Source organism: Frondihabitans peucedani (assembly GCF_039537585.1).
Lineage (GTDB): Bacteria > Actinomycetota > Actinomycetes > Actinomycetales > Microbacteriaceae > Frondihabitans > Frondihabitans peucedani.
This window is the reverse complement of the sequence record NZ_BAABAU010000007.1, coordinates 46,439-58,939: the sequence shown is the minus strand read 5'-3', so window position 1 is coordinate 58,939 and position 12,501 is coordinate 46,439. Positions and strand designations below refer to the sequence as shown.

Here is a 12,501-nt window from a genome sequence, read left to right as displayed (position 1 = left end):
AGGACTAACGACTCGTGGAGCTGACCGGTACTAATAAGCCGATAACTTGACAACACCCCAACCATCACGTCCTGTGTGGTTGGCAGTGATGCTTGCGTCCACTCTGTGGTTCCCGAAACACGGTCGATACGATCTGTTTCGCGGAACAAACAACTGAATAGCTGTGTCAACACGACACGGGCTACGATCCACCAGACTTCACGCCGGACCCTTTTGGGGTTACGTCGTGACCTAGTGTTTCGGCGGCCATAGCGAGAGGGAAACGCCCGGTCACATTCCGAACCCGGAAGCTAAGACTCTCAGCGCCGATGGTACTGCAAGGGGGACCTTGTGGGAGAGTAGGACACCGCCGGACTCAACTTCAAGAAACACCAGAAAGGCCACCCCTCGGGGTGGCCTTTTCTGCGTTTAACTCCCACGCTCGACCACGGGGGCGAACGGTAGGATTGCCTGCGATGTCTGCCTCCTTCACCACCGCGACCGGCGCCGATGTGCGCGTCCGGTTCTGCCCGTCGCCCACCGGAACCCCGCACGTCGGGCTGATCCGCACCGCCCTCTTCAACTGGGCCTACGCCCGTCACACCGGCGGCAAGCTCGTCTTCCGGATCGAAGACACCGACGCTGCCCGCGACAGCGAGGAGAGCTACGAGCAGATCATCGATGCGCTCCGCTGGCTGCGCCTCGACTGGGACGAGGGCGTCGACGTCGGCGGCCCGCACGCTCCCTACCGCCAGTCGCAGCGGCACGACATCTACCAGGGCGTCATCGACCAGCTCAAGGAGCGCGGCCTCCTCTACGAGAGCTTCGCGACCGGCGAGGAGATCGAGGCCCGGAACGCGGCGAACGGCCGCGACCCGAAGCAGGGCTACGACAACTTCGAGCGCGACCTGACCGACGAGCAGCGGGCGGCGTTCCGCGCCCAGGGTCGTCAGCCGGCACTCCGCCTCCGCGTGCCCGACCGCGACCTCAGCTTCGACGATCTGGTCCGGGGCGAGATCACGTTCCCCCAGGGGTCCTTCCAGGACTTCGTCGTCGTGCGCCCGAACGGCATCCCGCTCTACACATTCGTGAACCCGGTGGACGACGCTCTCATGGGTATCACGCACGTCCTTCGCGGCGAGGACCTCCTGTCGTCGACGCCGCGCCAGATCGCTCTCTACGAGGCGCTGGTCGAGATCGGGGTGACCACCTTCATCCCGCGCTTCGGGCACCTGCCCTACGTCACGGGGGAGAAGAACAAGAAGCTGTCCAAGCGCGACCCCGAGTCGAACCTGTTCCACCACCGCGACAACGGCTTCATCCCCGAGGGCCTCGTCAACTACCTGGCGCTGCTCGGCTGGTCGCTGACGCACGATCGCGACGTGTTCTCGCTCGACGAGATGGTCGCGGCCTTCGACGTGACCGACGTCAACCCCAATCCGGCGAGGTTCGACCCGAAGAAGGCCGAGTCGATCAACGGAGACCACATCCGCCTCCTCGATCCTGCGGACTTCGCGGGTCGGCTCGTGCCGTACCTCGGCGACCTGGTCTCCACGCCTCCCACCGCGGAGCAGCTCGCCGTGCTCGAGAAGGCGGCGCCCCTCGTCCAGGAGCGCATGCAGCTGCTCGGCGAGACGCGGGGCCTGCTCGGGTTCCTGTTCACCAGCGACGCCGATCTGACCGTCGACGACGACGCACTGAAGACGCTCGGCGACTCGGCCGACGACGTCCTGCGCGCCTCGCTCGTTGCGCTCGAGGGTGTCGAGCACTGGACGACCGCCGAGCTCGAGGTCGCCCTCCGCTCGGCCCTCATCGACCAGCTCGGCATGAAGCCGCGCAACGCCTTCGGGCCGCTCCGGGTCGCAGTCTCTGGCCGCAGGATCAGCCCGCCCCTCTTCGAGTCGATGGAGATCCTCGGACGCGCCTCGACCCTCGCCCGCATCGAGAAGCTGCTGGCCCGATCATGACCGACGCGCCCGACGAGGTCTACGACGTCGCCGTCATCGGCGGCGGCCCCGCCGGCCTGAGTGCCGCGCTGAATCTCGTGCGGGCGCGTCGCCGCGTGCTGTTGATCGACAGCAACCGTCCCCGCAACTCGGCGACTCTGCTCTCGCACGGATTCCTGACGCGTGACGGGATCTCGCCGCTCGAGCTGCGTCGACTCGGGCGGGAGGAGTTCCTCGGCTACGAGGGCGCCGAGCACAGGATGACGATCGTCGACTCAGTCGAGAGGGTCGAGGGCGGCTTCGAGCTGGCGTGCTCGATGCGCAACAAGACCTCGAGGGCGGTGGCGCGGACGATCCTGGCGGCCACCGGCCTTCACGAGACGCTCCCCGACATCGCGGGCCTCCGAGCTTTCTACGGCACGTCGATCCACAGCTGCATCGAGTGCGACGGCTACGGCAAGCGCGACGAGGCGCTGGCGGTGCTCGGCGAGCACCCCGATCTGGCGGAGCGCGCCGTGCTGCTGACCCAGTGGTCGCGCGACCTGATCGTGTTCACGAACGGCGCCGACGTCGTCACGCCGCAGGAGGAGCAGGCGCTCCAGGCCCGCGGCATCCCCGTCGAGCGGCGGCCCGTCGCTGAGATCGAGGGCGGCCGCGACGGCGTGACGGGCCTCCGGATGGCGGACGGCGACGTGATCCTGCGCTCGGGGGGCTTCGTCCGGCCGGCCTGGTCGAGCGAGCTCGGCTACCTCGGCGGTCTGGGTGCCGACTTCGACGACGACGGCCTCCTGATCGCCGACTCCCACGGCCGAACCACCGTCGAGGGCGTGTACGTCGCCGGCGAGTCGACGGCCCCCGGGCCGCAGCAGCTGATCGTCGCGGCCGGATCGGGCGCCAGGACGGCGGCGACCCTGAACCGCGACCTGGTGGGCGGCATTCGCGACCTCGCTGATGCTGTACAGTAGACACTCGGTTCGGTAATACGAGCCGCCACGGGTTTCTCATGCGGTCTCGGTCGCATCTGAAATACGGTGGGGTATGGTGTAATTGGCAACACGACTGATTCTGGTTCAGTTGTTCTTGGTTCGAGTCCAGGTACCCCAGCAAGACGACAAGGCCCCGCCACTGGCGGGGCCTTCGTCATGTGCCCGGATGCACGGTCGATCAGTCGGCGGTCGATCGTGCCAGGCACAACCGGTTGCTGCAACCGGTTGCACCGCCTGGCGCGAAAGGTCTATGTTTGCCTGGCACCAAGCACTGAAGCAGTTGCGATCTCAATGAGGAGAAGACATGAAAACCAGGCGCCTCGCAGCCGTGGCCGGAATCGCGGTCATCGGACTCGCTCTCGCTGGATGTTCGGGCGGAAGCTCGGGCGGCAGCTCCGGAGGCGGCGACGCCTCCAAAGGCCTCACCAGCCGTGGCCCCATCACCTACGTCCAGGGCAAGGACAACAGCAACGTCGTCCGCCCGCTCATCGCCAAGTGGAACTCCGCTCACCCGAGCGAGAAGGTCACCTTCAAGGAGCAGTCCGACCAGGCCGACCAGCAGCACGACGACCTCGTCCAGCACTTCCAGGCGAAAGACGCCAACTACGACGTCGTCGACGTCGACGTCGTCTGGACGGCCGAGTTCGCGGCGAAGAGCTGGCTCACCCCGCTCACCGGCAAGATGAAGATCGACACCTCGTCGCTCCTGCCGTCGACCGTCGCCACCGCGACCTACAACAAGACGCTGTTCGCGGCGCCGCAGACCTCGGACGGCGGTCTGCTCTACTACCGCTCCGACCTCGTCAAGACCCCGCCGAAGACGTGGGACGAGATGATGTCCGACTGCTCCATCGCGAAGAAGAACGGCATCGGCTGCTACGCCGGTCAGTTCGCCAAGTACGAGGGTCTCACCGTGAACGCCTCCGAGGCGATCAACGGCTCGGGCGGCTCGATCCTGGGCAAGGACGGCTCGACCCCGACGGTCGACAGCTCCGCCGCCAAGAAGGGCCTGCAGAACCTCGTCGACGCGTTCAAGGACGGCAACATCCCAGCCGAGGCGATCACGTACCAGGAGGAGCAGGGCCGCACGGCCTTCGAGGCCGGCAAGCTGCTGTTCCTGCGCAACTGGCCCTACGTCTACTCGCTCGCGAAGACCGACGGCTCCTCGAAGGTGAAGACCACCTTCGGCATCGCCCCGCTCCCGGGCGCCGACGGCGTCGGTGCCTCGACGCTCGGCGGTCACAACGCGGCGATCAGCGTGTACTCGAAGCACAAGGCCACCGCGCACGACTTCCTCGAGTTCCTGGAGTCGAACGAGACGCAGAAGTTCTTCGCCACGCAGGGCTCCCTCGCCCCGGTGGTCGCGAGCCTCTACACCGACCCGACGCTCGTGAAGCAGCTGCCGTACCTCCCGACGCTGCTCACCAGCATCCAGAGCGCGGTCCCGCGTCCGGTCACGCCGTTCTACCCGGCCGTCACCGCCGCGATCCAGGACAACACCTACGCGGCGCTGAAGGGCTCGAAGACCGTCGACGAAGCGCTGAAGGACATGCAGGCCGCCATCAAGGCCGCCGGCTGATCCGCTGAGCACACCAGGGGGCGAGCAGGATCCGCGTGATCCTGCCCGCCCCCGACCCTCACCGCTGAACCCGTTCCGCACACTCGGCAAGGAGGCCCCGTGTCCGCACTCACCGACGTTCCCGCCAAACTCTCCCGCCCCTCGCCCGGATCGGGCCGCAAGAAGGGCGGGCTCAACGAAGCCCACGGCCGCTGGGCCTTCTATCTGATCGTCCCCACGGGCATCCTGCTCGCCGTCGTCATCGGCTACCCGGTCGTCTCGGCCGTCATCATGTCGTTCCAGAAGGACGCCGGGCTCGACAAGGCCACGGGCCTGTTCGTCGCCGGCGGCTTCGCGGGCCTGGCGAACTACAGCCACTGGTTCCTGCAGCAGTGCACCACCGCCGCCGGCACGGGCCCGTGCCCTCCCGGCAACATCGGCGCCGTGTTCTGGGAGTCGATCGGCAACACGCTGTTCTTCACCGTGGTGACCGTGATCCTGGAGACCGTCATCGGTGTCTGGATGGCGATCATCATGAACCGGAACTTCCGCGGCCGCGCCCTCGTCCGGGCCGCGATCCTGGTGCCGTGGGCGATCCCGACGGCCGTCACCGCGAAGCTCTGGTACTTCATCTTCGACTACAACGGCATCCTGAACCACGTCCTCGGGACGAACATCATCTGGACCGCCGGCGAGTGGTCGTCGCGGTTCGCGATCGTCATCGCCGACACCTGGAAGACGACGCCTTTCATGGCGCTGCTCATCCTGGCGGGGCTCCAGCTGATCCCCGAGGAGGTCTACGAGGCCGCCTCCATGGACGGCGCCTCGACCGTGCAGCGGTTCTTCCGGATCACGCTCCCGCTGGTCCGGCCGGCGCTCATGGTAGCCGTGCTCTTCCGCGTGCTCGACGCGCTGCGCATGTACGACCTCCCGGCGATCCTCACCGGCGGAGGTGGTGGGACGGGCAACGCCACGACCACCCTGTCGATCCTCGTGGTGCAGCAGATCAGGCAGGGCTTCAATTCCGCCTCCGCCCTCTCGACCATCACGTTCCTCCTCGTCTTCCTGGTCGCGTTCGTCTTCGTCCGGTTCTTCGGAGCCAACGTCGTGCAGACGCAGGCCGCCCAGCAGAAGGGTGAACTCAAATGAGCGTCGCCGTCGACCGGCCCCGCAGCGCTGCGCGCGGCGCCTCCTCCGACCGGACCGAGACGAAGGTCCGGGTCCGTCGCCACCGCGGGCCGAAGACCCGCACCGCCATCCAGGCGGTCGTCATCGCAATCTGGTGCCTCCTGCCCTTCTACTGGATGATCGTCACGGCCTTCCGCGACGTCGGGTTCACGTTCTCGACCGACCCGTGGCCGAGCCACGTGACCCTCGACAACTTCCGGACGGCGTTCTCGACCGAGCTCGGAAACCACCTCGGCCGCGCGCTCCTGAACAGCCTGTTCATCGGTGTCGTCGTCACCGCGGTCGGTCTCCTCGTCGGGACCACGGCGGCGTACGCGCTGGCGAGGCTCGACTTCAAGGGCAAGTCGGTCATCGCCGGCGCGATCCTGGCCGCGTCGATGTTCCCCGGCGTCGCGCTCATCACGCCGCTGTTCCAGCTCTTCACGAACCTCGGCTGGATCGGGGAGTACCAGGCGCTGATCCTGCCGAGCATCTCATTCGTGCTGCCGCTGACGGTCTACACGCTGACCTCGTTCTTCCGCGAGATGCCGTGGGACCTCGAGGAGGCGGCCAGGATCGACGGGTGCACGCGGGTGCAGGCGTTCCGGCGCATCATCCTGCCGCTCGCCGCTCCGGCCGTCTTCACCACCGCGATCCTGGCGTTCATCTCGTCGTGGAACGAGTACCTCATCTCGAGCCAGCTCTCGAGCGACGTGACGCAGCCGGTGACGGTCGCGATCGCGGGCTTCCAGGGCAGCGTCCCGCACCAGGAGCCGTACACCGCGATCATGGCGGCCGGCACCATCGTGACGATCCCGCTCGTGATCCTGGTACTGATCTTCCAGCGCCGCATCGTCGCCGGCCTCACCGCCGGCGGCGTGAAGGGCTAGACCATGGCCCGCATGTCGCCGCAGCGGCCGACCGACCGGACGGACGTGACGATCGGGTTCCTCGGGGCGTTCGCCGCGCTGTTCCTGGTGGTCACGGTGGTGTGCGAGGTCACCGGGAGGCCGGCGCTGACCTGGGCGCTGATCCTGCTGGCCCTCGTCGTCGCACTGGCCCTCGAACTGCGTCACCGCTCGGCGATCGTGCGCCGTCAGGCACCCGAGTCCGCCCCGCTCGCAGGCGGTCAAGCGGACCGCAGTTGAACAAGTAGAGTCGCACCGTGAGTGGCATCCAGGAGATCGCATCCGCGACCGGGCTGTCGAAATCGACCGTCTCACGGGCCCTCCGCAACCTCCCGAGCGTCGCTCCGGCGACCGTGACCACCGTCCGGAGGAAGGCCGACGAGCTGGGCTACATCCCGTCGTCGGCCGCCTCCGGGCTGGCCACCGGCCGCAACCGGGCCGTGGGCGTCGTCGTCCCCGTGATCGACCGCTGGTTCTACGTCCGGGTGCTCGAGGGCGTCGACGCCGAGCTCCGTCGCGCCGGCTACGACCTCATCCTGTTCAACCTGGGCGGGCCCCCGAGCGACCGGGAGCGGGTGTTCCACCGCTCGATCCTGCGTAAGCGCGTCGACGCCCTCGTCCTGCTGTCGCTGGTCTTCACCGAGGAGGAGCGCGAGCAGCTCGAGCTGACCGAGTACCCGACCCTCGTGATCGGCGGCCCGGCGCCCGGGATCCGGCACCTCGGCATCGACGACCACGACGTCGCCTACCGGGCGACGAAGTACCTCCTCGACCTCGGCCACCGCAGGATCGCGCACATCGGCGGTCGAGACGAGGCCGGCATGAACGCCCTCGTGCCGGGGGAGCGCCACGAGGGCTACGTCGACGCCCTCGCCCAGGCGGGGATCGTGCCCGAGGCGGACTGGAGCCCGAACGGCGAGTTCACCCTCGCGGGAGGCCGCGACTCGATGGCGCGGCTGCTCGACGCCGACGTCGTGCCGACGGCGGTGTTCGCGGCGTCGGACGAGATGGCGTTCGGGGCGATGATCGCGATCCAGCAGGCCGGGCTCCGGGTGCCCGACGACATCTCGGTCGTCGGCATCGACGGGCACGTCTTCGGCGAGGTCTTCGGGTTGACGACCTTCGCTCAGGACCCGACGGCGCAGGGAGCCCGGGCGGCGCGGGTGTTGCTCGACGAGCTCACCGGCAAGCCGGCGCTGCCCTGGTTCGATCCGGCGCCGGTGGTGCTGGTCGAGCGGACCTCCGCTGCGCCGCCTCCCGCACACTGATCGGGGCTAGAGCTCGCGATACCAGCGTGCGAGACGCTGGAACCCCTCGTCGAGGGAGACCGCGGGCGTCCAGTCGAGGTCGCGCCTCGTGCGGCGCTGGTCGAACCAGTGGGACGTCGACAGCTGCTCGGCCAGGAACCTCGTCATCGGCGGCTCGTCGACCCCTGGCCGGAGGCTCCAGGCGCGCTCGATGACGGATCCGGCGGTGCGCGCGAGGCCCGCGGGGATGCTCCGGGTGGGCGGGCGAACGCCGGCTGCCCGGCAGATGCCGGCGAGGAGCTCGGCGACCGGCCGGGGCTCGCCGTTCGTCAGCACGTAGGCGTTGCCGTGGACCGCGTCGGCGCGCTCGAGCGCCTGGGCGATGCCGGTCGCGGCGTTGTCGAGGTACAGGCTGTCGATGAGGGCCGTGCCGTGGTCGAGGAGCGGCAGGCGCCCCGCTCTCGACCGGTCGACGATCCTGCCGACGAGCTGCGTGTCGCCCGGGCCCCAGACGAGGTGGGGCCGGACGGCCACGACTGCCAGCGAAGGACCGTCGGCCCCGAGGGCCAGGAGCTCGCCCTCGGCCTTCGTCCGGGCGTACTCGCCGCGGGCGCGAGCAGGATCGGCGGGCAGCGCCCCGTCGCCGGAGATCGAGACGCCGGCGTGGGCCACCGAGGGCGACGAGACGTAGACGAAGCGCGAGACGCCTGCTGCGCGGGCCCCGTCGAGCAGCAGCGAGGTGCCCCCGACGTTGACGGACGCGAACTCGCGCGGGTCGCCGGCCAGCGAGACCCGTGCGGCCAGGTGCACGACCCCCTCGACGCCGTCCAGTGCGCGGGCGACATCGGCCGGCTCGGTGACGGAGCCCGTGGCATCCTGCGCCCCGTCGATGCCGGACGGCCGACGCTGGAACGTGCGGACGGTGTGGCCGCGGCGGAGGAGCTCCTCGGCCACCGAGCGGCCCAGGAGTCCGCTGGCGCCGGTGACGAGGAGCGAGGTCACGGCTCGACCAGGCGACCGCCGGCGAGGACGCCCTCGGCCCAGCGGGAGAGGCGCGTCCGGTCGATCTTGGAGTTGTGGCGCACATCGGTTGGCAGGTCGGCCACGACCAGCACGGCGGCGACCGGGACGCCGGCGGCCGCGCGGACGGCTCTGGCGAGGTCGGCGTCGGCCAGCGCCGGGCTCGGGGCGTCGGGCTCGGTCTCGACCACGACGACGACCTGCTGCGTGCCGACCGGGCCGATGCCGACGACGGCCGCGCGGACGACACCCGGCACGGTCTCGGCGCGCTGCTCGGGCCCGACCGGGGTGAGGACGCCCGTGTCGGTGGCGATGACGTGCGGGAGGCGGCCCTCGACGAAGAGGCGTCCGTCGGCGTCGAGGTGGCCGACGTCGCCGGTGCGGTGCCAGCGGCCCTCGGGAAGGCCGCGCCGCGAACTGCGGTCGGTGAGCCAGAGCCGGTCGTAGTGGCCGAAGACGTGAGGGGCCGACACGACGATCTCGCCGGTGACACCCGGCTCGTCGGTGACCGCGTCGCTCGAGGTGCCGTCGGAGGCGAGGGGCGCGATCCTGATCCGAGCGCCCTCGACCGGGTGGCCCACCAGTACTCCGCCCTGCCCGGTCGAGCCGGAAGGGCTCGCGGCGCCGCGGATCTCGTCGAGTGTGACGTCGGTCAGCAGAAGCCCCTCGGTCATGCCGTACGGCGTGTGTGCCGTGGCGTTCGGCAGCAGGGCGGCGGCCGCCTCGAGGAGCGGCGTGCCGACCGGGGCTCCCGCCGAGAGGAACGTCTCGACGCGGCCGAGCGCCTCGCGCTGCCGCTCGGTCAGGGCGTCGGAGGTCGCGACCACGTTGGCGAGCGCCGCGGGGGAGAGGAAGAGGACGGTCGCGTCGACCTCGGCGGCGGCCTCCGCGGTCGCTGCCGCGGTGAGGGTGCGGGGCGAGGTGACGTCCATGTCGGGCGTGACCGAGCGGGCACCGAGCGCCGGGCCGAGGAGCGCGAACGGTGCGAAACCCGCCACCAGGCCGGTGCCCGGGCCGACGTCGTAGGTGTCGGCGAGCGTCCGGCAGACGGCGGCGAGCTGGCCGTGGGTGTAGGCGACGCCCTTCGCCGGGCCGGTCGAGCCGGACGTGAAGAGCACGGCCGCAGGATCGTCGCGCCCCGGCTCGTCGGGGAGGCCCTCGGGGTGCGCCGCCCCGACCGTCATCAGCTCGGGCAGCGAGTGCGAGACGCCGAGCGCCGCCCTCGTCGCCGCCGGGAGCGCCGCGGTCGAGATCTTCTGGCCGGGCCAGCCGAGGGCACGGGCGGCCGAGAGCCCGGGCAGGGCGCCGATCAGGTGCGCGGGCCAGGCGCCACGGACAGCGCGGGTCAGGCCCCGGACGCCGAGACCGGCGTCGGCCACGACGACCACCGCGCCGATCCGGAGGCACGCGTAGAGCGCGATGGTCAGGTCGATACCAGGCGGCACGAGGAGTGACACCCGGTCGCCGCGCACCACGCCGGCCGACCGCAGACCCGTGGCGAGGCGATCGATGCGCTGACCGAGAGCGCGCCAGGAGACGGTCCTCGGGACGGCCTCGGCGCCGCCGCCGCGGGGCATCTCGACGACGGCGGTGTCGTCGGAGGCGCGGCGGGACCCGAGGGCGGCGAACAGCGGCACGAAGGGGGTGTCGGAGCGGGTGGCCGCGGGATCCTGCGCGCGGTCGTCGTCGTGCCGGTCGGCAGCATCCGCGCCGAAGCGGTCGTCGAGCCAGGTCAGGGCTGCGGAGGCGTAGTCGACGTCTTCGGCGATCAGGTGGCCCGCACCCTCGAACCGATGGACGTCGGCGTGCGGCAGACGCGACACGAGGTCGTCGAGGTAGCGGTCGCTGAAGATCGGATCGCGGGGGCCCCAGAGCATCAAGGCCGGGACGTCGAGCGAGCGCACGGCCTCGGCGACGCGGCGCCGCTCGGCCTCGCTGGGGTGGCTCGCGCTCGTCGGGATGTCGCCGACGAAGGCCCCGATGCCGCCGCGGCGCTTCGCCCCGGCGTAGGGGGCGCGGTAGGCCTCCTTGACGTCGGTCGGGAGCGCAGGATGCCCGAGAGCGAGCGTCGTCTCGAGGAACGCGGGGGTGCTGACGGTCGCCCGGCCGAGAACCCCCTTGCCGAGGGCGACGCGGAGTGGGGCCGGGATCTTCGACGACTCCGGCTGGTGCACCGCCGTGTTGAGCAGCATCACTCCCGCGAGGAGGCCCGGGTGGTCGACCGCCCAGCCGAGCGAGATGATCCCGCCCCAGTCGTGCCCGAAGGTGACGACGGGGCCCTCCACGCCGAGGGCGTCGGTGAGGTCGGCCAGGTCGCCGACGCGGAGCGTCAGGTCGCGCTCGACACCGGTGCGCTCGGAGAAGCCCATGTCGAGCTGGTCGACGGCGATCACGCGCCAGGCGGTGCCGCCGGCGAGCGCCTGCTCGGTCGCGCGCGAGACGAACGAGCGCCAGAGGTACGACCAGGTCGGGTTGCCGTGGACGCACAGCACCGTGCCCGCCGGCGAGACGCCGGCCTCGTCGAGCAACGGGCCGTTGTCGAGGAGGTGCCAGGTGCGCCCCGCGGCAGGAACCAGACGGGAGAGCGCAGGATCGAGCCCGGGCAGCCCCGGCGGAGGCGTCGCGGCTGCTGCGACGGCCTGGGCCGCGAGCGGCAGGCGGGAGGTCACCAGGCGAGCTCGGTCATCGCGGTGTTGATGCCCGAGCCGACGCCCATCAGCAGCACGCGGTCGCCCTTCGAGAGCGTCTCGGCCTCGCGGGCCAGGGTGATCGGTATCGACGCCGAGCCCACGTTGCCGAGGGTCGGGTAGGTGAGGGGCACCAGCGAGCGGTCGATGCCGGCCGACTTCACGAAGTCGGCGGTGTGGATGTCGGACACCTGGTGCATGACGTAGCGGTCCATGTGCGACCAGTTCCAGTCGGCCTTGGCATCGCTCCAGGCCTGGACGACGAGCTCCATGCCGTGCTTCAGCAGGCCCTTGGCATCGGTGAACATGCCGTTGACGGTGCCGACGCAGAGGTCGTTGTACTGGCTGGCCGAGCGGGTGATGCCGCCGACGATGCGGTGGCCCTCGGGGTGGCGGTCGGCCCGGCCGAGCACTGCCGCGGCCGCGCCGGAGCCCAGGGTGAGGGAGGCGAACTCGCTTATGAAGTCTTTCCGCGCGATGTTGCCGTTCAGGAGCCGGTCGACCGTGTTGTCCTGGACGTCGTCGAAGTCCTCGCCGTCGATGATGATGGCGTAGTCGACCTGGCCGGCGTCGATGAGGGAGGCGGCGAGGTTCATGCCGTTGACGAAGCCGAGGCACGCGTTCGCGATGTCGAAGTTGAGGGCCGCGGAGCCGAGGCCGAGGCCGTCGTGCAGGTGGACGGCGACGCTCGGCTCGAGGTTGCGGCGGGTGATCGACGTGTTGATCAGGAGCCCGATCTGGTCGGGACGCACTCCTGCCTCGTCGAGCGCGCGCTTGCCGGCCTCGATCGCGGCCTTCTCGAAGGTCTGCGACTCGCTCCAGTTGCGACGCTCGAACACTCCGGCGACGCGCTGCAGGAGGCCCTTGGGCAGCTTCAGTCGCTTGAGGACCGGCTGGAGCCGCCTGTCGAGTTCATCGGAAGTGGTGACGCGGTCGGCCAGCGTGCTCGTGACCGACAGGAGAGCGACATTCTTGTGCCGCGTCGTTGCATTTCCGTCCAACG

General features: G+C 70.1%; 10 protein-coding genes, 1 tRNA gene and 1 rRNA gene. 9 read left to right on the top strand and 3 right to left on the bottom strand.

The window, feature by feature from the left end; all coding sequences use genetic code 11:
* Positions 1 to 238: 238 nt before the first annotated feature.
* The 9 genes from rrf (at position 239) to ABD733_RS17225 (ending at position 7,812) form a co-directional block, all read left to right on the top strand.
* A 5S ribosomal RNA gene (gene rrf, locus ABD733_RS17265) occupies positions 239 to 355 on the top strand.
* 100 nt (positions 356 to 455) lie between these two features.
* Entirely contained in the window at positions 456 to 1,946 is a 1,491-nt protein-coding gene (gene gltX / locus ABD733_RS17260; RefSeq protein WP_344798530.1) for a glutamate--tRNA ligase, read from the top strand.
* Positions 1,943 to 2,890, top strand: coding sequence for an NAD(P)/FAD-dependent oxidoreductase (locus ABD733_RS17255; RefSeq protein WP_344798528.1), 948 nt, complete (start codon positions 1,943 to 1,945; stop codon positions 2,888 to 2,890). Before gltX ends, ABD733_RS17255 begins: the two co-directional genes overlap by 4 nt.
* 67 nt (positions 2,891 to 2,957) lie before the next feature.
* Positions 2,958 to 3,029, top strand: a tRNA-Gln gene (locus tag ABD733_RS17250).
* A 186-nt stretch (positions 3,030 to 3,215) separates the two neighbouring features.
* A complete protein-coding gene (locus tag ABD733_RS17245; protein WP_344798526.1) occupies positions 3,216 to 4,490 on the top strand; it encodes an ABC transporter substrate-binding protein in 1,275 nt (424 codons plus the stop codon).
* A 204-nt stretch (positions 4,491 to 4,694) separates the two neighbouring features.
* Positions 4,695 to 5,618 (top strand): carbohydrate ABC transporter permease, encoded by a 924-nt coding sequence (locus ABD733_RS17240; RefSeq protein ID WP_344798532.1) that lies wholly within the window; start codon positions 4,695 to 4,697, stop codon positions 5,616 to 5,618.
* Positions 5,615 to 6,526 carry a carbohydrate ABC transporter permease gene (locus tag ABD733_RS17235; RefSeq protein ID WP_344798524.1) on the top strand — a complete coding sequence of 304 codons (912 nt, stop codon included), beginning with the start codon at positions 5,615 to 5,617 and terminating at the stop codon, positions 6,524 to 6,526. Before ABD733_RS17240 ends, ABD733_RS17235 begins: the two co-directional genes overlap by 4 nt.
* A gap of 3 nt (positions 6,527 to 6,529) precedes the next feature.
* Entirely contained in the window at positions 6,530 to 6,784 is a 255-nt protein-coding gene (locus ABD733_RS17230; protein WP_344798522.1) for a hypothetical protein, read from the top strand.
* 17 nt (positions 6,785 to 6,801) lie between these two features.
* The gene (locus tag ABD733_RS17225) at positions 6,802 to 7,812 is read left to right on the top strand and encodes a LacI family DNA-binding transcriptional regulator (protein WP_344798520.1); all 1,011 of its coding nucleotides are present in this window, start codon (positions 6,802 to 6,804) and stop codon (positions 7,810 to 7,812) included.
* 6 nt (positions 7,813 to 7,818) lie between these two features.
* Here ABD733_RS17225 and ABD733_RS17220 read toward each other — a convergent pair whose 3' ends face one another.
* From ABD733_RS17220 to ABD733_RS17210, 3 genes are read right to left on the bottom strand one after another with little or no spacing between them, the layout of a single operon-like run.
* Positions 7,819 to 8,793: an NAD-dependent epimerase/dehydratase family protein gene (locus tag ABD733_RS17220; RefSeq protein WP_344798518.1), complete on the bottom strand. Its 975-nt coding sequence runs from the start codon at positions 8,791 to 8,793 to the stop codon at positions 7,819 to 7,821.
* Positions 8,790 to 11,480, bottom strand: coding sequence for an alpha/beta fold hydrolase (locus ABD733_RS17215; RefSeq protein WP_344798516.1), 2,691 nt, complete (start codon positions 11,478 to 11,480; stop codon positions 8,790 to 8,792). The genes ABD733_RS17220 and ABD733_RS17215 overlap by 4 nt, the downstream gene beginning before the upstream one ends.
* On the bottom strand, positions 11,477 to 12,499 hold the full coding sequence (locus ABD733_RS17210) for a 3-oxoacyl-ACP synthase III (protein ID WP_344798514.1): 1,023 nt from the start codon (positions 12,497 to 12,499) through the stop codon (positions 11,477 to 11,479). Before ABD733_RS17210 ends, ABD733_RS17215 begins: the two co-directional genes overlap by 4 nt.
* Positions 12,500 to 12,501 lie beyond the last annotated feature (2 nt).